This is a genomic window from Bacillus sp. FSL L8-0167, assembly GCF_038630295.1.
Classification (GTDB): Bacteria; Bacillota; Bacilli; order Bacillales; family Bacillaceae; genus Bacillus; species Bacillus safensis.
In genome coordinates this window covers 2,842,984-2,867,690 of the sequence record NZ_CP152027.1, presented here as the reverse complement: position 1 = coordinate 2,867,690, position 24,707 = coordinate 2,842,984, and the positions used below count along the sequence as shown (strand labels likewise).

The window sequence follows — 24,707 nt, the reverse complement described above, 5'->3', positions numbered from 1 at the left end:
GGTTCTAAAACAAGAAGCAGTTGACAGAAGGTGGGTGGAATAGTAGTTTTTTAATAAGATCAATACGTAACAGGAGGAGCATCTTTGTTAAAATCTAAAGTTCATTTTTGGACATTCCAAATATTACTTGTTTTACTCATTGTTTATGTATCTACAAAGGTTTCGTTTTTATTTCAGCCGATTATTTTATTTGCATCTACCTTGTTTGTTCCCATCTTGCTGGCTGGAATTCTCTTTTTCATCTTTAATCCAATTGTTCGATTTTTGTCCAGGAAAATTCCTAGGACACTTGCTATCCTGATCATTTATCTTTTGTTCATCGGACTCATCACGTTCATTGTGAATGCTGCGGGACCGGTTATTGTCACGCAGGTTGGTGGACTTGTCAAAAGCTTCCCTGGTTATGTGACGGATATGCAGAAATTTATCAACGACTTCTCGCATTCTAAAACATTTACTTGGATGATGAACCAAGATTATGTCTCCGTCTCGAAGTTTGAACAGACAATTGTTTCGACATTAAAAAGTTTGCCGGAAAATATTGCTTCAAGTATGTCTGCTGTGTTTGGTGTGATTGCCAATATTGCTTTAGCTGTGATCACAGTTCCGTTCATTTTGTTTTATATGTTGAAAGACGGACATAAGTTTCCGGACAAGCTCGTTCAATTTTTGCCAATGCCTTACCGTAAGGAAGGATTGAAAATCTTTAAAGAATTAAACGATACGCTTGCAGCTTACATACAAGGGCAGATTGTTGTCTGTTTATTTGTTGGAGTGGCTTGTTTTATCGGATACTTATTAATCGGTGTGAAATATGCGCTCATTCTCGGCATTATCATTGCGGTCACAAATGTGATTCCGTACCTTGGGCCATATCTTGGCGCGGCACCAGCTGTGCTTATTGCGTTTCTTGATTCGCCTGGAAAAGCGGTGGTGACAGTCATTGTCATTCTTGTCGTTCAGCAAATTGATGGAAATGTCATTTCTCCATTGATCATTGGGAAACGCCTCAACACACATCCTTTGACCATCATCCTGCTATTAATTGGGGCAGGAAGCTTTGGCGGAATCCTTGGCATGATTTTTGCGGTCCCTGTCTATGCACTGCTCAAAGCCATCACCTTGAATATTGTCAGATTGGTGCAGCTGCGTCAGCGATCTCGCAAAGAACAGCATTTAAACGTCTAGGACAGATGCACACCTTTTCCCTTCTTGCATAAGATGATTGAGATAAGCAGATAGGGGGAGATTCTGATGCCTGCAATCGTTGGACCTATTCATATCGAGTCGTTAGGAGGAAACGGTGCAGCTACTTTCGGTGATGTCCTGGCCATTGCCCCTTTGGCTGTCGACCACTCTACTGGCGGTGCGGGAGCCTTTAATTCAGGTGATTATATGTCACTTACAAGTGATCCGAATGCCACGATGCTTTGGGATTTTACATTGTTTGGCCAGCCTCAATCATTTAACGCATAGAAAGGCAGCTGATACTCACAGATCAGCTGTCTTTTTTATTTTTCATACACGTATTTTTGAGCTGGGCATATGATGTGGGGAGAAAAGGTGGTGGAAAGATGCCAGCGATTGTTGGGCCTATTCATATTGACCGTGTGATTGGAAATGGTTCTGCACATTTCGGTGATGTTTTTGCCATTTCGCCAAAAAGTGTCGATCACTCCGCCGGTGGATCAGGTACCTATAATGCAGGGGACTTTGTCCAATTTTTTAGCAGTCCAAACGTTACGTTTATGTGGGATATAGACCTGATCAGCCAGCAAAAGGGCTTTAATGCATAGCCAGCTTTGAAAGGGAATTCCTTTTCAGAAGCTGGCTTTTTTTATGGTACAATGGATATGGATGTAAGAAGAAAAAAGAGGTGTGAACTGAGTCAAATGAAAATTAGAAAAGCACACATCACAAGCGGACAACCAAAGACCTACAATGTATATTTACATGAAAATAAAAAAGAATATAAAACGCTTGTAGCCGTACCTGACATTGAATGGAGTATTTCCATTGCGTATGAGGACGAAAAAGAGCAGCTCATCCATACGCTTGAACAATCCTTAATGGAAAGAGTAGAAACAGACGAAGCCCGTGACCTCGCACTCAAGATTGTGCACTGGGTCACAGAAATGTAAATTAAGAAACCAGGAGTGAACACAGCGATGAAAGAAGAATCCGTAGACTTTTATTTGCAGCAAGGGATATTTGGACATGCTGAAACAAAACCCGATGAACGAAGAATGTTTCTTGGCTCATTAAGAGAACGAGCGCTTCTCGCCCTGACAAAGGGACAGGTATCAAGAAATAAACCGTATCAAGAAGTCGAACAAATATTGAAGGCCAATCGCCAGGCCACAGTTCTATTAAATGGTGAACTTTCCTATGCTTCTTATTCTCAATATGTCAAAATGGCAAATGCCGCTGGATGTTCCTTTAAAGTGGTGAATCATCACGAAGCGCACTCTCCTTTTGGTCTTGTCATAGAGATGCCTGATGCGGTCAATCAGGAGCATATCTATATAGAGGATGAGCTGTTTCAAAAAGCTTTTTCTCATGAATCTGTTGAATAGGTTTCCCTAGTGAAATGAATAAGCTATAATGATTCAAAAGAGCATATGGGAGAGATGCGGATGGGCAAAGCGTTGATTTGTATAGATTATACAGTTGATTTTGTTGCAGACGATGGAAAACTGACATGCGGAAAGCCTGGACAGGCGATTGAGTCTAAGATCACAGAGATCACTTCTTCATTTATTGATGAAGGCCACTTTGTCGTCTTTGCTGTCGATCATCATGAAGAAGAGGACCCTTATCATCCAGAGACAAAGTTATTTCCGCCCCATAATATTCGCGGAACAGAGGGTATTGAACTTTATGGACAACTAAGTTCACTATTTCACACGTCAAAACATTTAAAACATGTCTACTATATGGAAAAAACAAGATACTCTGCTTTTGCAGGCACTCAATTAGAAATGAAACTGCGCGAGCGCGGCATCACGGAACTTCACTTAGCCGGCGTATGTACCGATATTTGTGTACTTCATACAGCTGTTGATGCGTACAATAAAGGCTTCGAACTTGTGATTCACCAAAATGCTGTGGCGAGTTTTAATGAAGCGGGGCACGAGTGGGCACTTTCTCACTTTGAGCAGTCGCTTGGTGCGAAAGTGGTTAAGTAAGGGAAGGAGAATGGAAGTTGGAGCATCGGTTTAATGACGACAGTTTATCACTACATACAGATCTTTATCAAATTAACATGGCAGAAACGTATTGGAGAGACGGCATTCATGAGAAGAAGGCAGTCTTTGAACTCTTCTTTAGAAAGCTTCCATTTGACAATGGCTTCGCTGTATTTGCTGGCTTAGAGAAAGCGATTGAATATTTATCGGACTTTTCCTTCACCGAAAGCGATCTAGCGTATTTAAAAGATGAACTCGGTTATAAAAGCGATTTCATTGACTATTTAAGCGGATTGTCCTTTACAGGTACACTTCATTCAATGCGAGAAGGGGAAATTGTCTTTGCGAATGAACCGATTATGCGCATTGAAGCAACGCTTGTTGAAGCTCAGTTAATCGAAACGGCATTGCTCAATATCGTGAATTTCCAGACGCTGATTGCAACAAAAGCGGCCCGGATTAAAGGAATCATAGAAGATGAGACAGCATTAGAATTCGGAACAAGACGTGCGCATGAAATGGATGCAGCGATGTGGGGAGCAAGAGCGGCACTCATCGGCGGCTTTCAGGCGACAAGTAATGTTCGTGCTGGGAAACGCTTCAACATACCAGTATCAGGAACACATGCCCACGCACTTGTACAAGCATACCGCGATGAATATACGGCATTTAAAAAATATGCTGAAACACATACAGACTGCGTCTTTTTAGTCGATACGTATGATACCGTCAGATCAGGTATTCCGAATGCGATTAAGGTAGCGAAAGAATTTGGAGATAAAATCAACTTCATTGGTGTCAGACTTGATAGCGGAGACCTTGCATACTTGTCTAAAAAAGCTAGAACAATGCTTGATGAAGCAGGTTTCCATGATGCTAAAGTCATTGCATCAAGCGATCTTGATGAACACACCATTATGAATTTAAAGGCACAGGGCGCCAAAATTGATGTGTGGGGTGTTGGGACAAAACTGATCACAGCATTCGATCAGCCAGCCCTCGGTGCAGTATATAAGCTTGTGTCCATTGAAGAAAACGGCAAAATGAATGATACCATCAAAATTTCATCTAACCCAGAGAAAGTGACAACACCAGGCCGTAAACGTGTGTACCGGATTATCAATCAATTGAATCATCATTCTGAGGGCGACTACATTGCACTTGAAGAGGAAGATGTTCATAGTGAGGACAAACTAAAAATGTTCCATCCTGTGCATACGTTTATTAGTAAATTCGTGACAAACTTTGTGGCGAAAGATCTTCACGTCCTGATTTTTGATCAAGGAAAACTTGTCTATGACAATCCAGATATTCAAACGATTCAAGCCTACGTGCAGGACAGTCTTGGACTCTTCTGGGAGGAATACAAACGAATCAGCAAACCAGAAGAATATCCAGTCGATTTGAGTCAAAAATGCTGGGATAATAAAATGCAGTTTATCCATGATGTGAAAAATAAAATCAAAAAAGAGCTTTATGAAAGCGAATGATTTGAAGAAAGGGAGACCATCAAGCCAGGTGGTCTCTTTTTTTTATTTTGACCGATTGAAATTGAACTAAAAGCGCAATCATTTGGTATACTGAAAGCACATCTTGTTTGTCATGGCATAAAGGAGGATTGGAGCAGTTGAGGGTGTTTGTTGCGAGACAGCCTATTTTTAACAGAAAAGAACAAGTCGTATCATATGAGCTGCTTTATAGAGATAGTGAAACCAATACATATAGCGCTGAAGACGGTGATCAAGCGACAACGGACCTCATTATCAACAGTTTTCTAAATATCGGCATCGAAACACTGACAGAAGGAAAACGATGCTACATTAATTTCACCGAAAGCTTGCTTTCATCTGATCTGCTCACCTATTTTGATCCGCATCAGCTTGTGATCGAGATATTAGAAAATGTACCGATTACCCCGGCACTTATTATGAGATGTAAGCAGTTAAAAAAATGGGGATATACGATTGCACTCGATGATTTCTTCCTAAACGGAACACATTATAGTGACAAGCTGCTTGAGGAACTCCTCTACTGCATAGATATTTTAAAAATTGACTTTCTGAAAACCACAACGCAAGAACGAAGAGATATTCTGCATTCGTATAAAAAGTATCGCCTTCGATTCCTAGCAGAAAAGGTAGAAACGAGAAGAGAATATGAAGAGGCGCTTGAAGCGGGCTTCCACTTGTTTCAAGGGTATTTCTTTAGTGAGCCGCATGTGATATCGGGACGAGCATTATCGACCAGCTTCCATGCGTACCATCAGCTTTTAAATGAGTTAAGCAAGGACCAGCCGAATATCCAGACCGTGACCCATTTTATTGAAAGTGACCTTTCGCTATCATATCAATTATTAAAAATGCTGAATTCAGGCGGCATGAGACGTCTTTATCAAATTAAAAGTATCCGGCAGGCGATTATCCTGCTTGGGTTTAATGAAATTCGGCGCTGGATCTTTATCCTTTCATTTAAAGAACTGAATGTCCAAGCTAATTCAAGCCAAAAAGAAATCATCAAAATGTCATTCATTCGTGCCAAAACGTGTGAACTGATTGCTTCTCGTACTGAACGAGAGCACCCCGCCTCTTATATGCTGACAGGTATGTTTTCTCTGATTGATACGCTTGTCAGGGCAGATATCACAGAACTTGTGAAGGAACTGCCGCTTTCTGATGAAGTTGGTGAGGCACTGCTTGGCTATGAAAATGATTATTCTTTTGTACTAGGTGTGGCCAAACGTATTGAACGAAATGAATGGGATGATGAGATGTTAGATGGAAATCTCCCGAAACAGGAAGCCTATGGCTGTTATATAGAAGCCATTGAATGGTGCCATAAAATGTTTGAATCTTAAGAAAAGCCGCTCGCGTGAGAGCGGCTTTTTCTTTGTCATGCCCACTTTAAAAGAAGGAAAAGTCTGCTGGAGGCAAGAGACAAGTAGATTCGAATCCCTTCTGGACTAAAGCGGATATCAATGCCGCTTTTCACACCGATTTGCTTCAGCATTCGGATGACACTTGTTGAATCAGAGCGCTCAGCAGCCTCCATGATGCGCTGCGCAAACGGAAGGGAGCTGGAAATTTGCTGTGTAATGAGTGAAGCATCAGCAACGAGGCGGGCTGATTCTTTTGCGGCTCGTTGAAATGAGTGGGCATCTACTGGAGGAAAAGTCATTGGCGTGCGCGGCGGGTATGCGCGGCTCATTGCGGGAACCTGCAAAGCAGGATAAGGAACATAGTAAAACACATGGTCACCTCTTCTCTCATTGACGTGAAATTGGACGGATATCTGTTCTAAATGTATGTAGAAAATCAGAATAAAGAATCAAAATGATCTTTCTATCTTTGTAATTCCAGCATAAAAATAGGTACTTTTGCGGTCAATTTCGGTGAATGTCGCCAAAAAATTGCGGTGTCCACAATAGCATCTGTCGTCTGACCTATGACACGCAAAACCGAAGATACAGAGGGGATCGTACGTTCTATCGGGAGAGAAGTGTGACGAATGATGCCTATTCCTGTCGCAAAAATGACGCAATTCCTTTGAAATTGAGATAAAAGTATGATTTGAAAAGTCAGAAAATGATGAAAAAAGACCTATTGAATTTTGCGGTATCGCGCACACGTTTTGTGCATACTTTTCGGTGAAAAAATACTCAATTACATTTACACTGTTAGTAACAGATCAAATACTTATGACCCAATCACCATACACAAATACATTGATCTTCCAAAAAAGGAGAGTGGAATCGATGGAAAAGTATGAAATCGAAGAACTTAAACAATTATTATGGAAACTTGAAAACGAAATCAGAGAAACAACGGCTTCTCTTCATAACATTAACAAAAGCATTGATCAATACGACAAATATGAATATGTGAAAATTTCTTAAAGACTTGATAATCATCAAGTCTTTTTTTTATCCAAATACATACAAAAAAAGGATATATTATTATATAATTGTTAAATAGTGATGTCAGTGGACATTTGCTCATGTCTTTTTAGTAAAATAAAAGGCGGAAGGGTGAGGTACAAGATCGAGTATGCTAAACTATCTAGAGAATACAAAAATCAAGCAGAATATGTCTGATTTTATTCAACATGCAGTCAGGCAGAATGATTTACAAAAGCTGCTTCATGAATTTACAGATATAAAGAATGAATTTCCTTTTGGACAATTGGCTTACCAGCATTATGTGGCATTTGGCGGTCAAGACAAGCAAGCGATTACAAAACTGGCAGCAGGGATTGAACTTCTCATCTTATCAGCCGATATATTAGATGATATTGAAGATCAAGACAAAGATTCGTATCCTTGGATGAAGTGTCAGAGCGGAGTTGCGATGAATGCGGCAAATGTTCTTTTTGCATTGAGCTTTGAAGTCTTTTCAAAGCTTGATCATGCAACGGAGCTTTTAAACAGTGTATACTCTTATTCCATTCAGTCAATGCAAGGACAGCATTTGGATATGACAGTGGAGCCGGAGAATGAGCAGGATTGTTTAAATATCATGAGATTAAAGGCAGGATCACTGTTTGTGTTACCCTGTATGTTAGGGGTTATCTTGGCAACAGGTTCTTTTGAAAAAAATGTAGAACAATATGCTTATTATCTAGGCATGGCAGAGCAGCTTGAAAATGACTATGTAGCTCTTTTTAATAAAGAGAATATTGATTTTAAAAGAATGCAAACATTACCGCTAGTATATTTAAAAAATGAATTTAATCCATCCAGTTCTGACTTGCTCAGTTATTATCAATCAGAGGATAAGAGCATTGGCTCTGAAGAATTAAAGGATAAATTAAAAGAATCTGGCGTTCAACAATATGTATTTATTATGAGAAACCTTCTCAGAAATAAGTTTAAAGAAGCATTCGAAATACTACATTTAGAGGCTTCTAAAAAGGAAAAGCTGATACTTTTTTTAATTGGAGATGGAGAAGATGAACATTCAGAACCTAGTTAGTTATCTAGTGGAGAATCCCTCGGCATTAAAGCAAGTTGCAAATGGAAATGCATCGTTACTTCACGTTGATCAAGTGACTGCAAGCATTATTGTTGAAGGTTTTCAAAAAGAAGACACCATTAGATCAAAAAAATGGAAAGATGCTGGGTGAGTATAGAGGGTCTATGCAAAAATTTTACTCGAAATTAACTGTTATATTAATGATCCTTAGCTTTATTTATGTGATTTATATTTCCTACATTAATGTGTTTAATATTTTTGTAGGAGCAGTCGTTTCGGTGAATAGTGACGGCCAACTTGAAATAGTGGATGTTGTTGATTTTACAGACAGCTATTATGCTGGTGTTAGGAAAGGCGATATCATCCTTGAAGTGAACGGTAACAAAGAACCAACCGAAGAAGTAAGACGAGGTTATTTAGCGAATGTCAAGAGTTTAGTTGTTGATAGACATGGTGATGAAATTGAAATAGAGAATGTAAGCTTATTGAGTCAAGAAAATCTGTTTATTTATATAATACCTATCATTTTTTATTCGATCTGTCTATTTTGTATATTTATGATTTTAAAAATCAATAAATCTAGGAAAAAAGAGTCTGCATATATTCTAGCTCTCTTTTTGCTAGCTGTTGCTGTAGCCTATGTAAGCTCTGGGGGCTCTGGTAAAGGGGAATATATTAGCAGCTTTGTCGTAATTTTTACGATGACTAGTGTACCGTCGTTATATATGCACTTTATGTATCAATATTTAAAGGAATTAGGAACGGTAATTATTAGTTGGCGTGTACTTCTTTGTTTGTATGCCGTCCCTTTTATAAATATTGTATTAGAAATTCTGTTTAAAAATATGGTTTTAGCTGCTTTTAACTTACTATCATTCTTTGCACTTGCATTTATTACGATTATTATCACATTAAGGGCTGCTAAAAAGTTGAAAGGGACTGAAATCGGAAATGTCCTTAGTGCCTTTGCACTTATTTTGATCTCATCATTCAGTCCATTTATGCTATTTTTTATTATTCCTTATTTATTTCATAAATATTTTATTTCACCTTATATCCTAGCATCGTTCGCTTTATTGATTCCGTTTTTCTTAGTCTATCAATTTATGACAAATAAATTATATAATGTTGATTTCTTTTTAGGGAGAATCAAATATTATAGTCTTTTAGCCATCACACCTACTATAGTGGTAGTCGTTATATTTGATTTCATTCAAAAGCCAAGTGCTAACTTTTATACAATGAAATTTACGATTATCACGTATATTCTTATGCTCACTGTCTTCTATTTTAAAGAAATCATCGACTTCCGTTTTCGTCTGAAGCGTTTTTCAGAGAAGCATAATTACCAAGATAGCGTGTTTAAATTCACGCAGCTCATTCGTGAGGCGTCATCACTTCACCAAGTGTTATATCATTTAAAATACACCATTTTAGAAGTACTTGTTGTAAATAAAGCCTTTGTGCTTGAAGTGAAGGCAGATGGACAGGTTGAAGAGATTGATGAATCGACAGAGGAAAGTAAGCTATGGAAAAAGTATGTAGACCAATTTCAAGAATTATTAGGTGAAGTCGGGAAAATCATTGCGTTTGATAAAGGGTTTATGATGAAAATTGGTGAGCGGGGCGGTCACTCGTTTGTGATTTGCTGTTTATCTAATTTACGGACACCGAAATTGTCGCGCGATGAGATTTCTTGGCTGAAAACATTGGCCTTTTATACAAGTGTCAGTTTGGAAAATGTCGTTAAAATCGAAGAATTGATGGAGCACCTTGACGATTTGAAACAGCGCGAGGCCAATCCTGCATGGCTGAAGAAAATCATGTTTGCTATGGAAGAAAAGCAGCGTTCAGATTTAGCGAGAGATCTTCATGATTCCGTGCTGCAGGACTTGATATCACTAAAAAGGCAGTCGGAGATGTTTTTAACGAATTTCCAAAACAACCAATGCCCGACATCTATTGAAAATTCGCTTATCTCATGGAATGATCAAATGTCCAAAGTGATTCAAACGACGAGAGAAACGTGTCATGAGCTTCGGCCGCAGCTGCTGTATGATTTAGGTTTAGTAAAGGCGATATCGAAGCTGACTTCTCAAATCCAAGAGGAAGCACCGTTTCATATTAGGCTGAATACTACACGCTTTGATAAAGAATTGGACATTGATATTGATTCACAGCTGAATATTTACAGAATTGTTCAGGAACTGTTATCCAACGCCCTGAAGCACTCAAAAGCCACTCAAGTGTTAGTGATGCTGATTTGTATTAAAGATCAGGTTGTTCTTCACTATGAGGATGATGGAGTCGGTTTTGATGCCAGTCATCTTGATCAGCACACAATGAGCATGGGTCTGTCGGGAATTAGAGAAAGAGTGAAAGCGTTAAATGGAAAGCTTCAAATTCACACAGCCCCGGAAAAAGGGCTCAAGGTGAAAATTGAAATGGAATTGTAACGATTTATTAAGGATTAAGACTTGGCATCAGCCAAGTCTTTTATATAAAATGGAAGTGAGTGATTTAAAGGGAGGAAGACATGAAGAAGATATTGGTCATTGATGATCATCCGGCTGTCATGGAAGGGACAAAAAGCATATTAGAATCAGACCAGCAGCTATCAGTCGATTGTTTAAGTCCTGATGCAGAAGCCGCCTTTTTAAAGACGCATGACTTTTCCATCTATGATGTGATTTTAATGGATTTAAATCTCGGGGATATCAATGGAATGGACATTGCGAAACAAATTTTAGAAACCAACCATCAAGTGAAAATTATCATTTATACAGGGTATGAAGTAGATGATTATTTTGAAGAGGCTATTCGGGCTGGATTACACGGTGCAATTAGTAAAACAGAGACGAAAGACAAAATTATTGAATACATACACCGCACATTGCAAGGGGAAGTTGTCATTCAGCTGTCCTATTTAAAGAAATTAATTTCACAGCAGCAAGAAAAGCCAGAACAGGCGCAGCAGACTGATCACGAGCTCTTAACCGAACGGGAGTGTTTGATCCTTAGAGAAGTGGAAAAAGGATACACGAACCAGGAGATTGCCGATGTGCTTCATTTGAGCAAACGGTCAATTGAGTACAGTTTGACATCCATCTTTAATAAGCTGAATGTTGGATCTCGTACAGAAGCGGTGTTAATTGCCAAGTCTGAAAGTGTGCTGTAAACGTGTGAAGGGAGAGGGCCTTAATGGATGTGAGCGGATCAAATACTCTGCTTGAGGCACTAGGCATTGAGATTGTAGAGTGCAATAAATCACGATGCGTTGCAACAATGCCAGTCGATCACAGAACAAAACAGCCATTTGGACTGCTGCACGGGGGAGCATCTGCTGCTCTAGCAGAAACAGTGGCGAGCATGGGGGCTGCTGCTCATTTGGACTTAACGCAGCAAGTTTGCTCAGGTATTGAAATCAATGCCAATCATTTAAAATCTGTACGCGATGGAGTGGTGACAGCGACAGCTGTTCCAGTACATGTAGGACGGCGTACAATGGTATTTCAAATCGATATAAAAGATGATCGAGACCGGCACATCTGTACGTCAAGATGCACACTTGCTGTCATTGATCGCATATAAAAAAGCTCCCGGTGCAGCGGAAGCTTTTTTTGTATGCTGTTGAGCGATAAAAAAAGAATGGCCCAACATGGCAGGCCATTCTTTTTTGCTTTTTATAAATAAGAATCTTCTTTTCGCTTAATCACAAAGTTACGGAAACCGCCATAATCATCTTGGACACTGCGCTTGTCGAGCTTAACACCAGTATTGTACGCGGCTCTTCCGATTAAGTGTGCGCCGACTGGTGCTGTCAGGAAGATAAATACGATCCCGAGAAGGATTTTTGCAGAAATAACGCCTGCAAGAAACCATTCGTGAAAAAACACACCTACTAAAATCAGAACAACGCCAAGGGTCGATGCTTTTGATGCAGCATGCATACGTGTGTAAACATCCGGCAGGCGAAGGACACCAATGGCTGAAATCAAACAGAGGATAGCGCCTAGCAGGATAAAGAAAATCACGATGGCTTTAGCGATGACGATCATTTTCAATCACTTCCCCTTTCTCAAGGAATTTGGAAAAAGCGACAGTACCGATAAAGGCAAGGATGCCGAGCAGTAAAATAATCTCAAAGAATGCAGTGGTTTTCAGTAAAATTGAAACGATGGCTGTCATCCCAATTAAATTGATTCCTATCGCATCAAGTGCACTCACGCGATCAGGAATAGAGGGACCTTTGATCACTCGTATCACAAAAAGCAAAGTAGACAGCGCAAGAATGCCAAGTGACATTTGCAAAATGAGTTCCATTACTTACCGCTCACCTCCTGAATCGCTTTTTCAAATGAAACCCGGATATCGTGAATGGCTTTTTCAGCATCTTCAATATCCATCGCATGAATGTATAAAATGGACCGATCATCGGAAATATCAATCACTAGTGTACCTGGTGTCAATGTAATCATATTTGCCAGTATGGTGATTTCCCAATCTGTTTTCAAGTCCGTACGAAAGGCGAAAATACCGGGCTTAATCGTGAGCTTTGGAGATAATACGGTCTTTAATACACTTAAATTGGCAAGAAGCAGCTCGCGAATAAAAATGATGATCAGCTTGAAAATCGCATAAAGGGCATAGCCGTAAAAACGCTGCGGGAAAAATCGACGCAGCATAAAAATGGCGATCATCCCTAATGCAAAACCTGATACAAAGTCTGCGGCTCTGTATGTATCATTCATAAACATCCATGTAAAGGCGAGGAGTGCGTTTAGTAATATTTGAAAGGCCATGTTCATCTACTCCTTCAGCACAGCTTGAATATATTTTTCTGGTGTAGAAAGCATTTCCGCTGCTTGATTGATATAAGGGGCAATGAACTCTGTCCCTAACCCAATGGCAAGCGATAAGACGACAAGCAGTACGCCAGGGTACACCATTCCTTTAATTGACGGCTTTCTTCTTCGCATATCCTGTTCCTCGCCCCAAAATGCGGACATGAAAATCTTCATAATAGAGTAGAGGACAAGAAGACTGGACAGTAAGACCAGGATAGAAAACGTCATGTGTCCAGCAGAAAATCCACCTTCCACAATTTTTAGTTTTCCAACAAAGCCGCTCAGCGGCGGAATTCCTGCAAGCGATAAAGCCGATATGAAAAACATCCATCCTAATAGAGGCTGGGATTGAATCAGTCCGCCCATTTTTTTCAGTTGATTTGTACCAGCATACACAAAGAGGGCACCTGCCAGCATAAATAAAGCCCCTTTGATCACCATGTCGTGAATGAGATAATAAATGGCACCTTGGAGTGATGCAGGTGTGTTGGCTGCAAATCCAAACAAAATGACCCCAACAGCTGTGACAATGTTATAAATCACGATCTTCTGTACATCAGAATAGGCGATCGAGCCTATCACACCGAATATCACCGTCAGTGCGGCAAGCCACGCCATGAGTGTATGGGTGAAGCCTGTATCGTGTATAAAAATTAATGTAAAGACTCTGGCTATCGCATATAAGCCAACCTTTGTCAGCAAAGCCCCAAATAGAGCTGAAATCGCTGCTGGCGGCGCGTGATACGATCCTGGAAGCCAGAAATAAAGCGGGAAGATCCCAGCTTTTAAGCCGAATACAATGAGGAACAGGATGGAAATAACAGTGATTAGCCCTGTTTGCCCTGATTCAGCTATTTTCACACTTAAATCAGCCATATTGAGCGTACCCGTCACTGCATATAAACAGGCGACTCCGACAATAAATAATGCCGACGAGATGATATTAAACACAATATATTTGAGTGATTCACGAAGCTGAGGCTTTGATCCGCCTAATACAATAAGCATATAAGATGCCATCAGCAGTAATTCAAAGAATACAAACAGGTTGAAAATATCTCCTGTTAAAAAGGCTCCGCTCACGCCAGCTAACAAAAACTGCACGCCAGAATAATAGAAGAGACGCTCTCTTTCTTTCCCAATCGTTTGAAATGAGAAGAGGACTGTCACAAGCCCGACAACGGAAGCGGTCAGTACAAGGAGTGCAGCAAATTGATCGGCCACAAGGGCAATCCCAAATGGCGCTTTCCAGCCGCCCAAATAAAGGGTTTGTATCCCATTTGTGAAAATCGTTTGAACCAAATATGCATTACATATAATGGCTGAAAGAGATGCCAAGACACTAAAGACTCTTGACAGCATGATGTTTTTATTCATAAAGATCAACAGTGTAGCAGCTAGTAATGGAATTAAAATAGGCAGGATCACGAGATTATTCATGCTGATCATTTCCTCTCATTTGATCCATGTCATCTGTTCGCAGCTCTTGGAAGGCACGGAAGGCCATGACAAGTAATAAGGATGTCACACCAAAAGCAATGACAATGGCTGTTAAAATTAATGCTTGTGGTAATGGATCTACATAGGATGTGAGCCCCTCTTTTAGAACTGGAGGCGCTCCTTTTTTTAAACCGCCCATTGTTAAAAGAAGCAAGTGGACGCCGTGACTCAAAACAGCAGTACCGACGATGACCCGCAGAAGGCTCTTTGACAGCATCAAATAGGTCGCCGCCATAAAAATAATTCCGACGATAATAGACATTAGAAATTCCATTATTCCTTCTCTCCAATCATTTGAATAATGGTCATGGTGACACCGACAACAACCAAATACACACCGATATCAAACAGGACGGCTGTCGCTAGTTCTGTTTTTCCTAAAAACGGTAATTGGAAATAATCAAATGCATGGGATAGAAAAGGTGCACCGAATAGAAAGGATCCCATACCTGTCAGGATCGCAACGAGCAAACCGGCTCCAGTTACATAAATAAAGTCAAATGGCAAAATGCGTCTTACTGTTTTCAGATCATAGGCTAAAAGCAGAAGAACGACAGCCGCAGCACTCATCAGGCCGCCAATGAATCCGCCGCCAGGATTGTTATGTCCTGCAAGAAATAGGTGAAGGGAGAAAAGCAAGATGATGAATGCTGTGATTTTTGTTGTGACTTGCAAAAGCATATCATTCGTATCAATCTTTCTCATCGCCGCACACCTCTCTTCCGTTTTACTTGTGTTTTTAATAACCCATAAATACCAAGTGCCGCAATGGCGAGCACGGTAATTTCAAAAAGGGTATCAAAGCCCCTGAAATCTACAAGAATGACATTGACAATATTGTCACCGCCAGCAAGTTTGTAGCTGTTTTCAATAAAGTAAGTTGAGATGGTGTCAAGTGACTGCTGACTTGTGGAAGCGAAGGCTAGACAAGTGACAACAACCCCAACACCTAAAGAAATGATGAAATTGGTCATTTTGAATCTTCTCGTTTTTTGCTTTAAGCTCAGCTTCGGCAAATGATAGAAGCAAAGCAAAAACAGTGCGACTGAAATCGTTTCAATAATCAACTGCGTCAGCGCAAGGTCAGGTGCTCTGAAAATCACGAAGAATAGTGACAGCGTGTAGCCCATGACACCTAGAGCAATAATAGCTGTTAATCGTGAGCTTGCGAATACTGTGGCAATCGTCGCCGCCACCATCACAAGTGAAAGAATCACCTCATACGTGCCAATTGAGGCAGCCTGATCTGTTTGAAATGAAAAGGCCTGCTGATAAAACATCACGCCGCCAATGACGATAATCATGAACCCAAACACATAGACAAGATAGTCACGAAGAAAACCAGTCATATAACTGTTTGTCAGGCGGTATGAACCTTTTTCCAAACCGATAAGAGAGCGGTCGTATAAAGCGTTAAATGACCATTTTTCCTTAAAGATGTTGTATATTGGACGCCATTTTGAAAGCGTCAAGTAGCCGATTGTGCCGAGTACAACAACACCTATTGTCATATAGAGTTCTGGCTGGAAGCCATGCCATGCTTCAATTTTCACAGAAAACCGGCTTCCTGTTTCAATCGCTTCAGGAATGATCGCCGCAATTGCGGGTTCAATGACAGAATAGGCAAGAATATTAGGGAAAAAGAAGAAGGTGACCACAAGTGCAGCTAGAATGATGGGCGGAATGAGCATGCCGATCGGTGCTTCATGCGGTTTTTTCTCCAATTGGTCTATATTCAGACGGCCTCTAAAAGTTTTAAAGAGGAGCATCATACTATAAATGAACGTAAAGACACTAGCGAGCCAAGCGAGTGCTGGGAAGATGGCACCCCATGTTGAAACGTCCGTAAAGCTGATATCGGAAATCCGTATCATACTTGTGAAAAATAGCTCTTTACTTAAGAAACCGTTAAATGGCGGTAATCCGGCCATTGAAAATGTACCGATTAACGTAATGGTGAAGGTAATCGGCATGATCGTCATTAATCCGCCTAATTTCCGAATGTCACGAGTTCCTGTTTCATGATCGATAATACCAGCTGCCATAAAGAGACTGCCTTTAAACGTAGCATGGTTAATGAGGTGAAAAATAGCTGCAAGAACGGCTGCGCCAAAAAAGGCAGGATTGTTTTCATGAATCGCAGCTGCGCCGACGCCAAGCATGAGCATAATCATGCCGAGCTGACTCACTGTCGAATAGGCCAGAATGGCTTTCAAATCGTTTTGTCGGACGGCGTGGAATGATCCCCAGAATAATGTGACAAGTCCCACGATGGAAATGGTCCAGAACCATACCTCTGATATAGCAAAGATTGGACTGAAGCGGGCAACAAGATAAATACCGGCTTTCACCATCGTAGCTGAATGCAGATAACTGCTCACAGGGGTCGGTGCTTCCATTGCATCAGGCAGCCAGATATAGAATGGGAACTGCGCTGATTTCGTAAAGGCACCTAGTAAGATTAGGATCATGGCAGGGATAAAGTAAGGTGATGCCATAATGAGCTGAAGCTGATTCACTGCTTCACGAATACTGAATGAATCAGTAATCAGGTAAATGAGGATGAAGCCGCCAAGCATAGCTAATCCGCCAAAAACAGTAATAAGCAGTGATTTTGTTGCTCCATACCTAGAGCGGTCCCGCTTATACCAATACCCAATTAAGAGGAAGGAAGAGATACTCGTTAACTCCCAAAACAAGTATAGAACGACCATGTTGTCAGAAAGAACGACACCCAGCATCGCGGTCATAAACATGAGCAAATACGTGTAGAAAGAGCCAAGCTGTTCTTTTTCCTTTGATAAGTAGAAAATACTGTACAGCACCACTAGTGAGCCGATACCTGTAATTAATAAAGCAAATAACAGGCTGAGACCATCGACATACACAGTGAAATTCATCCCTAAAGATGGAATCCATTCAGCCTGTGAGAAAAGCGTTCGTCCATTCGAAGTGATGTGTAACATTTGGATGAAATAGGTAAATAAAAGAATCGGCAAGATGAGAACAAACCATCCTGTATGTATACGTCTCACATATTTGTAAAGGAAAGGTACAACAAAAGCGAGTAAAAAAGGTGATAGGATGGCGAAGTGAATAAGCTGCAAGAAAATGAACCTCCTTTGATCAATATAAATTCACGTTCTAAAGAACTGGTAATTAAAATTATAGCGTAAATACAGCCATAGTGCATTGGTTTGAAACGATTTCAAGTAAACTGTATTTGTTTTAGGTTCTTTTGACCACAAAATAATTTTATCAAAAATGATACTCATTGTATATTGTTTTGTTTTTCGTACATGCTTTTCTTAAAGGAGCTGATCAAATGAAACGAAAGATCGCCATCAGCTTAAGCCTATTCTGCACGATTTTAGGAGGAGCATTCTTGATCGACCGAAATGATCAAAAAAGGTGGCAGGCCGGGAGTGAATGGCCGCTGTTTTCTGAGCATCTTCTTCACATGAGCTATCAAGAAACCAAGCTGTATCCTTTTCAGCCCAGGGAATATTTACGAATTGTATTAGCTGATGAATAAGATCCTATAGGATAAAAGAAATATAAAAAAAGCATGGGTCCATGTGAGAGCCCATGCTTTTTATGTGTGAATGTTTAACTAAACATTCTGAGTAAGATCGTTGCACAGATGACTGTTGCTGCTCCGCCAAGTCGTGTAGATACTTGTGCGAAAGGCATAAGACCCATTCTTCCAGAAGCTGAAAGAATGGCAACGTCACCAGTACCGCCAAGTCCGCTGTGACAGCCAGTGACAATAGCTGATTCTACTGGATACATGTTCATTAGTTTTCCAACGAAGTAACCAGAACCAACCATTGCGAGTACAACAGCGATACATACGCATACGAATGGAATGGAGATGACAGTTGCTACATCATCAAGTGGAATGTACAGAATACCAAGACCAACCATTAGCGGCCATGTAAAGCTTCTTGATACAAACTTGTAGAACTGCTGTGAGCCATTTTGAAGATGCTGAGGCATCACGTTTAAGTATTTGATTAAAGCGGCAAGAACAATCATCAAGATTGGACCTGGAATATGAACAAAGCTTTCTAACAAACCACCAAAGATGAAGGTTGTACAAGCAACGAGTACACCAGCACCCATTAACCCGAAATCAACTTTTGCATCCAGATCTGGCTGTTCAAATATTTCGTTTGCTTCTTTTGATTTCACAAGACGGCCATTTCCGTTTAGTTCAGGACGTTTCTCACCAAGCTTCTTCATTGCGCCAGCACAGATAATGGCAATGACGTTCCCAATGACAGCTGCAGGAATTAATTGAGAAATTAATGACTCTGCTGACACATCAAGAATTTGTGAATAAGCGATAGATAATGGCAAAATCCCTTCACCAACACCACCGGCAATAATCGGTACAATAATAAAGAAGAATGAATGATGCGGTGTGTAACCAACTAAAAGGCCAACAAGGATACCAGCACTCACAGCTGCAATTGTACCTGCAACTAGAGGAACAAACATACGAATAAGGCCTTGTACTAAAACAGTTCGCTGCATCCCAAGAATACTACCTACTACAAGAGCAGAAATATAGAAGTAAAGGAAGTTCGACGTTTTCATAAGAGACGTAACCGCTTCCAATGAGTTCGGATTCAGAACATTAAAAAAGACCAGGAACGATGGTACGAATAAAGAAAGAATCGCCGGTCCACCAATATCTTTTAAGATTGGAATACGTTGTCCTACATCTCCAAGGAAAATCCCCAAAATCATAATAACAGCGAAACCACCAAGCATATTTGCTGGAATTTTATTAAAATAAGCGGCAGTTAAAATAATCGCTGCAAGTACTAAATACACAGGTAGATCAATAACACCAATTTTCCAAGACATGATCTTACGGAAAACGCTTTTATTATTGTCAGAATCGTCTGTAATCGATTTCAATTGTTGTGCATTAGCCACATAAACACCCCCAAATGCTATTTGTCTCAATTGTAGAAGATTCAATGACACTCTTCTATTTATTAAACTAAAATAAGTGTAATAAAAGTAAAATAAACAGGGGTTTTTGAGTTTTTTATCATACAAAAATCCCCTGAAGGTAGTTTGTCCTTCAGGGGATTGATCATACATCGTATTTATCGTTTTCCTTTTAGATAAGGCGTACCAAGTGCTTTCGGTGCATCGGCACGTCCGATGAAGCCAGTAAGTGCTAAAATGGTGAGCACATATGGTGCTATGAGCATATACACATTCGGTATATCTTGGAACAGCGGCAGGAGAGAGCCAATGATGCTTAAACTTTGAGCAAATCCAAAGAATAAGGCGGCGCCCATTGCGCCAAATGGATGCCATTTACCGAATACAAGCGCAGCTAGTGCGATGAAGCCTTGTCCAGTAATGGTGGCATGTGAGAAATCAAGCGCGATCGTTGAGGCATAAACAGCTCCGCCAAGACCGCCAAACAGTCCACTAATGAAAACAGCAATGTAACGCATCCGGTACACTTTGATACCCATTGTATCAGCTGCCATTGGATGCTCTCCGACTGCACGAAGACGAAGACCAAACGGCATTTTAAATAAAACAAACCAAGCAACAACCGCAAGAGCTAAGGCGAGTATAGACGTATAATAAACATCTTTAAAGAAAATATCACCAATGATCGGAATGTCACTTAAAAGGGAGATATCTCCTTTATAGAAAGGCTCTGTAATTTTATCAGTTTGTGCTTTTCCATAAATCAGTTTGACGACAAACAATGTAGCGCCAAGTGCCAGCATGTTAATCGCCACACCACTGACCGTTTGATCAGCTCGGAAGGTAATGGTCGCCACTGCATGAATCAGTGAGAACAAACCGCCAACAGCCATTCCGACGAGAAGCCCAAGCCACGGGGTCAAGGCTCCAAACGTATCAGCAAAAAATAAGTTAAAAATAATGCTTGAAAATGCTCCGACGACCATCAACCCTTCAAGACCGATATTGACGACACCTGATCTTTCTGAAAAGACGCCTCCAAGAGCGGTTAAAATAAGTGGTGCAGCATAAACAAGTGTAGCTGGGACGATGATTTCAAGTATTTGCAGAAATCCCACTTATTTTCCCCCCTTTTTCTTCATTTGTTGAATCACAAGACGGATAATATAGCTTGAGGCGACGAAAAGAATGATGATCGCAATGACAATATCAACAACCTCAGTCGGTACGCCTGATTCAAGCGGCATATTTAATGCACCGACCTTCAATCCACCAAGCAATAATGCAGCAAGGACAACACCAACAGCCGTATTTCCACCTAATAAAGCGACGGCAATTCCATCAAAACCTACGCCTGTAAACGAGCCTTTAATAGAAGCATATTCAAATGTACCAAGGCCTTCCATAGCGCCTGCAAGACCTGCAAAAGCACCTGAAATAAGCATCGCATAAATGATATTGCGGCGAACGTTCATACCAGCATATTGTGATGCCTGCTGGTTCATACCAACTGCTCGTAATTCAAACCCTTTAGACGTTTTTTGAATAATGATCCACATTACGACCGCAGCAATAATGGCAACAAAAATACCGTTATGCATTCGGGAAAAATCAGTGATCTGCTCAAAAAATCCAGAGCGGAGCGACGCAGTGGCATCGATTTTATCTGTTTTATCTTTATTATCTGTTAAGACATTTGAGATTAAATAGTTTGTGACATGAAGGGCGATGTAGTTCATCATGATAGTAACGATGACCTCATGCACATAAAAACGAGCTTTTAAAAATCCAGGAATAAAGCCCCATAAAGCACCTGCAGCAGCTGCGGTGATGAGTGCAAGCGGCAGATGAATATATAGAGGTGCATGGACAGTTGTTCCAATCCATACAGCGGCTACCCAGCCAACAAGCATTTGACCTTCTACACCGATATTAAACAGGCCTGTCCGAAATGCAAAGGCAACAGCAAGCCCTGATAAAATATAAGGTGTTACTTGTCTGATGGTTTCTCCCATATAATAGGTTTCACCGAAAACGCCATTCCAAAGGGCGCTATAGCCTTCGATGACACTATAACCGCTTGCCATCATAATAATGGCCCCAACCAAAAGACCAAGTACAATGGCTATAAGCGGAATCAGCAGATTTGTTAAGCGATTAGACATTTGCTTCTTTCCCCACTTCCTGTTGCGTACTTCCAGCCATTAATAGACCAAGCTCTTGCTCTGTTGTTTCTTTTGGATCAACAATGGCGACAATGCTGCCTTCGAAAATAACAGCGATCTTATCACTGACATTGATAATTTCATCAAGCTCAAAGGAGATGAGCAAAACGGCTTTGCCTGTGTCTCTTTGCTCGATTAGACGTTTATGAACAAATTCAATCGCACCAACATCAAGTCCACGTGTCGGCTGAGCGGCAATTAATAAATCAGGATTGCGGTCAACTTCACGGCCGATAATGGCTTTTTGCTGGTTACCGCCTGACAGAGCGCGCGCTTCTGTATATTCACTCGGTGTTCTGACGTCATATTCCGCAATGATTCGTTTTGCTTTTTGATAAATATTTTTCATATTCAATAATCCGAATTTTGAATAAGGACGCTGATAATACGTTTGTAAGGAAATGTTTTCTCCAATTGAAAAATCGAGTACAAGTCCATGTTTATGACGATCCTGAGGAATATGTCCAATCCCGGATTCGGTCACTTTACGAGGCGGGAGATTTTGAATGGCTTTCCCGTTTAGCATGATCGTGCCAGATTCTGATTTCTTTAGACCGGTAATGGCTTCAATTAATTCAGACTGGCCATTGCCATCTACCCCAGCAATTCCGACAATTTCGCCAGCCTTCACTGAGAGGTTCAACTGTTTGACCGCTTCAATTCCTCTGGCGTCTTTTACTGTGAGGTCTTGAATTTGAAGAACCTCCTCAGCAGGAGAAGCCGCTTTTTTATCTGTTTTAAATGACACTTCACGGCCAACCATGAGGCTTGCCAGTTCGTCTTTATTTGTACTTGCCACATCAAGTGTACGAATGCCTTGGCCTTTTCGGATAATGGTCACGCGATGACAGGCATCCATAATTTCTTTCAGCTTATGGGTGATTAAAATAATGGATTTGCCTTCATTGATTAAGTTTTTCATAATTTGTATGAGTTCTTTGATTTCTTGAGGTGTTAAAACGGCCGTTGGTTCGTCGAAGATCAAAATGTCAGCGCCGCGGTAAAGTGTTTTTAAAATTTCTGCACGCTGCTGCATGCCGACAGAGATGTCAGATACTTTTGCGGCAGGATCTATTTTCAAACCATAGCGGTCAGAAAGCTCTTGTACTTGCTGTATGGCTTGTTCTTTGTCAATCTTTCCAAACTTCTTTGGCTCTTTACCTAAAATGATGTTTTCAGCGACAGTGAAGGTATCGACAAGCATAAAGTGCTGATGCACCATTCCGATGCCTAAATCACTAGCATCATTTGGACTAGAGATGGTCACAGGTTTTCCGTGTACCTTGATTTCACCTTTTTCAGGCTGGTACAGTCCGAAAAGCACGTTCATGAGCGTTGATTTTCCAGCGCCGTTTTCACCAAGCAGCGCATGAATTTCGCCCTTTTTTAGCTGCAGCGTAATGTTGTCGTTTGCTACAATGCCAGGGAATTCTTTGCGTATATTCAACATTTCAATGACATAATCCACAGGTTTAACCGCTCCTTTTTTAGGGTGCTGATGAAGATAAAAACTAGCAAAAGAAAAGCTGCAAAACGAGGCTGCAGCTTTTCTTTTACCACCTTTTACGAATAAAGAGGAGGTAAAGGAGAGGCAAGGGGATAAGGCGCGCTTATCCCGATGCTCAAATTAAGCTTTAAAATCTTTTAGTTCATCACGTGTTGCAGGGATTTTCACTTCACCCTTGATGATTTTTTGTTTCCATTCTTCAACTTTCTTTAATACATCTTTATCAAGGTTTTCCTTAGATGGAGAGATGTCAAGAGCGCCTTCTTTCAGACCGTATGTGATCACTTCACCGCCAGGGAACTTACCTTCTTTTGCTTTCGTTGTTAAGTCTTGTACCGCTGTGTCTACTTTCTTAACCATAGAAGTAAGGGTGACACTTTGTTTTGTTCCAGGTACTTTTCCTTCGTCATACTGGTCTTTATCTACACCGATAACCCAAACTTTACGGTTAGGATCTGCTTTTTTCAGGTTTTTCGCTTCTGTGAAGACACCAGTTCCAGTGCCGCCAGCAGCATGATAGATGATGTCGACGCCAGATTTGTACATGCTTTCAGCTGTTGCTTTCCCGATGTCAGCCTTATCGAATGCACCGGCATATTTCACTTCAACTTTTGCTTTCGGATTAGCTGCTTCAACACCTGCGCGGAAGCCAACTTCGAATTTTCTGACTAATTCAGAATCAACGCCGCCTACGAATCCAATTTTGTTTGATTTTGTAGAAAGAGCAGCCGCAACACCCACAAGGAATGATCCTTCGTTTTCGTTAAATACAATGCTGGCTACGTTGTCTTTTTTCACGACTGCATCAACGATCGCAAAGTGGTTTTTCTTACGTTGATCCGCAATTTCAGAAATAGCATCTTCCATTAAGAAACCAATTCCGTAAATCAGGTCGAATTTCTCACGAGCAAGTGTGTTTAAGTTTGTTGTATAGTCAGCATCTGATTTAGATTGTAAGTAATCAAAGCCGTTTTTACCTTTTTTTAGATTGTTGTCTTTCCCAAATGCTTGTAAACCTTCCCAAGCTGATTGGTTAAACGATTTGTCATCGACACCACCGACATCAGTTACCATTGCAACAGTGAATTGATCTTTATCTTTTTTGCTTTCACCGCTGTTTGAGCCAGAGTTGCCGCATGCTCCAAGGATGGTTCCTGCTGCTACGACTAAGGACAATGCTAGTCCAATTTTGCGCTTCTTCAAAACATAACCCCCTATAAAATTTAAAAGTTTCAGAAAAGTCTCGCGAAAAAAGACCGATCTATCTCTTCTCACCCTTCTGAAGAGGGTATTTTATCCTGCTTTCTCATGAAACTTATGGAGGGCAGGAGAGAAGATGTGAGACATCAGACTTATATCTCGTTGAACTAATCAATCATAATTTATCATTTCCGATCGAATAAATAAATAGAAATTTGTTTTATTTTTAAAAAAATGTTAAATGGGTTTATTTGATGTCTTTTTATCTGCTGAAATATGATATAATGCCGCTTTTGTGATGTGCTTCG

28 protein-coding genes are annotated in these 24,707 nt (G+C 40.6%); 15 read left to right on the top strand and 13 right to left on the bottom strand.

The genetic code is table 11. The features are described 5' to 3' along the window. Positions 1 to 84 precede the first annotated feature (84 nt). The 8 genes from MHB66_RS14935 (at position 85) to MHB66_RS14900 (ending at position 6,042) form a co-directional block, all read left to right on the top strand. Positions 85 to 1,188: an AI-2E family transporter gene (locus MHB66_RS14935; RefSeq protein ID WP_046313333.1), complete on the top strand. Its 1,104-nt coding sequence runs from the start codon at positions 85 to 87 to the stop codon at positions 1,186 to 1,188. A 66-nt stretch (positions 1,189 to 1,254) separates the two neighbouring features. Further along, positions 1,255 to 1,476: a spore germination protein gene (locus MHB66_RS14930; RefSeq protein ID WP_003213446.1), complete on the top strand. Its 222-nt coding sequence runs from the start codon at positions 1,255 to 1,257 to the stop codon at positions 1,474 to 1,476. Between the two features lie 98 nt (positions 1,477 to 1,574). Then, the gene (locus MHB66_RS14925) at positions 1,575 to 1,796 is read left to right on the top strand and encodes a spore germination protein (RefSeq protein WP_046313336.1); all 222 of its coding nucleotides are present in this window, start codon (positions 1,575 to 1,577) and stop codon (positions 1,794 to 1,796) included. A gap of 96 nt (positions 1,797 to 1,892) precedes the next feature. Beyond that, on the top strand, positions 1,893 to 2,141 hold the full coding sequence (locus MHB66_RS14920) for a YueH family protein (protein ID WP_024423330.1): 249 nt from the start codon (positions 1,893 to 1,895) through the stop codon (positions 2,139 to 2,141). Positions 2,142 to 2,168: 27 nt separating this feature from the next. Continuing rightward, the gene (locus MHB66_RS14915; RefSeq protein ID WP_034282575.1) at positions 2,169 to 2,576 is read left to right on the top strand and encodes a YueI family protein; all 408 of its coding nucleotides are present in this window, start codon (positions 2,169 to 2,171) and stop codon (positions 2,574 to 2,576) included. 60 nt (positions 2,577 to 2,636) lie between these two features. Then, positions 2,637 to 3,188, top strand: coding sequence for an isochorismatase family cysteine hydrolase (locus MHB66_RS14910; protein WP_024425949.1), 552 nt, complete (start codon positions 2,637 to 2,639; stop codon positions 3,186 to 3,188). Positions 3,189 to 3,205: 17 nt separating this feature from the next. Next, positions 3,206 to 4,678 carry a nicotinate phosphoribosyltransferase gene (locus MHB66_RS14905; RefSeq protein ID WP_046313339.1) on the top strand — a complete coding sequence of 491 codons (1,473 nt, stop codon included), beginning with the start codon at positions 3,206 to 3,208 and terminating at the stop codon, positions 4,676 to 4,678. Positions 4,679 to 4,815: 137 nt separating this feature from the next. Then, a complete protein-coding gene (locus MHB66_RS14900) occupies positions 4,816 to 6,042 on the top strand; it encodes an HDOD domain-containing protein (protein ID WP_024423326.1) in 1,227 nt (408 codons plus the stop codon). Between the two features lie 35 nt (positions 6,043 to 6,077). On the opposite strand, the gene MHB66_RS14895 is transcribed toward MHB66_RS14900, so the two are convergent. After that, entirely contained in the window at positions 6,078 to 6,434 is a 357-nt protein-coding gene (locus MHB66_RS14895) for a hypothetical protein (protein ID WP_041115816.1), read from the bottom strand. 505 nt (positions 6,435 to 6,939) lie between these two features. On the opposite strand from MHB66_RS14895, the gene degQ reads away from it, so the two are divergent. The 6 genes from degQ (at position 6,940) to MHB66_RS14865 (ending at position 11,746) form a co-directional block, all read left to right on the top strand. Then, positions 6,940 to 7,080 carry a degradation enzyme regulation protein DegQ gene (gene degQ / locus MHB66_RS14890; protein WP_003213123.1) on the top strand — a complete coding sequence of 47 codons (141 nt, stop codon included), beginning with the start codon at positions 6,940 to 6,942 and terminating at the stop codon, positions 7,078 to 7,080. A gap of 151 nt (positions 7,081 to 7,231) precedes the next feature. Continuing rightward, the gene (locus MHB66_RS14885; protein ID WP_046313342.1) at positions 7,232 to 8,155 is read left to right on the top strand and encodes a polyprenyl synthetase family protein; all 924 of its coding nucleotides are present in this window, start codon (positions 7,232 to 7,234) and stop codon (positions 8,153 to 8,155) included. Then, a complete protein-coding gene (gene comX, locus MHB66_RS14880; protein WP_046313343.1) occupies positions 8,133 to 8,306 on the top strand; it encodes a competence pheromone ComX in 174 nt (57 codons plus the stop codon). The genes MHB66_RS14885 and comX overlap by 23 nt, the downstream gene beginning before the upstream one ends. Positions 8,307 to 8,319: 13 nt before the next feature. Continuing rightward, positions 8,320 to 10,611, top strand: a complete 2,292-nt coding sequence (locus MHB66_RS14875) for an ATP-binding protein (RefSeq protein WP_046313345.1) — start codon at positions 8,320 to 8,322, stop codon at positions 10,609 to 10,611. Positions 10,612 to 10,691: 80 nt separating this feature from the next. Beyond that, the gene (locus MHB66_RS14870; protein ID WP_034282566.1) at positions 10,692 to 11,333 is read left to right on the top strand and encodes a response regulator transcription factor; all 642 of its coding nucleotides are present in this window, start codon (positions 10,692 to 10,694) and stop codon (positions 11,331 to 11,333) included. Between the two features lie 23 nt (positions 11,334 to 11,356). Continuing rightward, the gene (locus tag MHB66_RS14865; protein ID WP_024423321.1) at positions 11,357 to 11,746 is read left to right on the top strand and encodes a hotdog fold thioesterase; all 390 of its coding nucleotides are present in this window, start codon (positions 11,357 to 11,359) and stop codon (positions 11,744 to 11,746) included. Between the two features lie 92 nt (positions 11,747 to 11,838). On the opposite strand, the gene mnhG is transcribed toward MHB66_RS14865, so the two are convergent. From mnhG to MHB66_RS14830, 7 genes are read right to left on the bottom strand one after another with little or no spacing between them, the layout of a single operon-like run. Next, positions 11,839 to 12,213: a monovalent cation/H(+) antiporter subunit G gene (mnhG, locus tag MHB66_RS14860; RefSeq protein ID WP_024423320.1), complete on the bottom strand. Its 375-nt coding sequence runs from the start codon at positions 12,211 to 12,213 to the stop codon at positions 11,839 to 11,841. Then, positions 12,197 to 12,478, bottom strand: coding sequence for a Na(+)/H(+) antiporter subunit F1 (locus MHB66_RS14855; RefSeq protein WP_024425942.1), 282 nt, complete (start codon positions 12,476 to 12,478; stop codon positions 12,197 to 12,199). The genes mnhG and MHB66_RS14855 overlap by 17 nt, the downstream gene beginning before the upstream one ends. After that, entirely contained in the window at positions 12,478 to 12,957 is a 480-nt protein-coding gene (locus MHB66_RS14850; RefSeq protein WP_024425941.1) for a Na+/H+ antiporter subunit E, read from the bottom strand. The genes MHB66_RS14855 and MHB66_RS14850 overlap by 1 nt, the downstream gene beginning before the upstream one ends. 6 nt (positions 12,958 to 12,963) lie before the next feature. Continuing rightward, positions 12,964 to 14,442, bottom strand: coding sequence for a Na+/H+ antiporter subunit D (locus tag MHB66_RS14845; RefSeq protein WP_024425940.1), 1,479 nt, complete (start codon positions 14,440 to 14,442; stop codon positions 12,964 to 12,966). Next, positions 14,435 to 14,776, bottom strand: a complete 342-nt coding sequence (locus MHB66_RS14840; RefSeq protein ID WP_024423316.1) for a Na(+)/H(+) antiporter subunit C — start codon at positions 14,774 to 14,776, stop codon at positions 14,435 to 14,437. The genes MHB66_RS14845 and MHB66_RS14840 overlap by 8 nt, the downstream gene beginning before the upstream one ends. Next, positions 14,776 to 15,207 carry a Na(+)/H(+) antiporter subunit B gene (locus MHB66_RS14835; protein ID WP_024423315.1) on the bottom strand — a complete coding sequence of 144 codons (432 nt, stop codon included), beginning with the start codon at positions 15,205 to 15,207 and terminating at the stop codon, positions 14,776 to 14,778. Before MHB66_RS14835 ends, MHB66_RS14840 begins: the two co-directional genes overlap by 1 nt. Further along, positions 15,204 to 17,609 carry a Na+/H+ antiporter subunit A gene (locus tag MHB66_RS14830; RefSeq protein ID WP_034282561.1) on the bottom strand — a complete coding sequence of 802 codons (2,406 nt, stop codon included), beginning with the start codon at positions 17,607 to 17,609 and terminating at the stop codon, positions 15,204 to 15,206. The genes MHB66_RS14835 and MHB66_RS14830 overlap by 4 nt, the downstream gene beginning before the upstream one ends. A gap of 218 nt (positions 17,610 to 17,827) precedes the next feature. On the opposite strand from MHB66_RS14830, the gene MHB66_RS14825 reads away from it, so the two are divergent. Further along, positions 17,828 to 18,037, top strand: coding sequence for a hypothetical protein (locus MHB66_RS14825; protein ID WP_024423313.1), 210 nt, complete (start codon positions 17,828 to 17,830; stop codon positions 18,035 to 18,037). Positions 18,038 to 18,111: 74 nt separating this feature from the next. Here the strand turns inward: MHB66_RS14825 and MHB66_RS14820 are convergent, their stop codons facing one another. The 5 genes from MHB66_RS14820 to MHB66_RS14800 all read right to left on the bottom strand — a co-directional run bounded on the left by MHB66_RS14820 (position 18,112) and on the right by MHB66_RS14800 (position 24,402). Then, a complete protein-coding gene (locus MHB66_RS14820; RefSeq protein WP_046313348.1) occupies positions 18,112 to 19,449 on the bottom strand; it encodes a 2-hydroxycarboxylate transporter family protein in 1,338 nt (445 codons plus the stop codon). 176 nt (positions 19,450 to 19,625) lie between these two features. Next, positions 19,626 to 20,585, bottom strand: a complete 960-nt coding sequence (locus MHB66_RS14815; protein ID WP_046313350.1) for an ABC transporter permease — start codon at positions 20,583 to 20,585, stop codon at positions 19,626 to 19,628. After that, a complete protein-coding gene (locus tag MHB66_RS14810) occupies positions 20,586 to 21,632 on the bottom strand; it encodes an ABC transporter permease (protein WP_046313351.1) in 1,047 nt (348 codons plus the stop codon). It abuts the gene before it with no gap. Next, complete coding sequence (locus MHB66_RS14805) at positions 21,625 to 23,160, bottom strand: ABC transporter ATP-binding protein (protein ID WP_046313354.1); 1,536 nt, start codon at positions 23,158 to 23,160, stop codon at positions 21,625 to 21,627. Before MHB66_RS14805 ends, MHB66_RS14810 begins: the two co-directional genes overlap by 8 nt. Before the next feature lie 159 nt (positions 23,161 to 23,319). Continuing rightward, positions 23,320 to 24,402, bottom strand: coding sequence for a BMP family protein (locus tag MHB66_RS14800; RefSeq protein WP_024425935.1), 1,083 nt, complete (start codon positions 24,400 to 24,402; stop codon positions 23,320 to 23,322). Between the last annotated feature and the right edge of the window lie 305 nt (positions 24,403 to 24,707).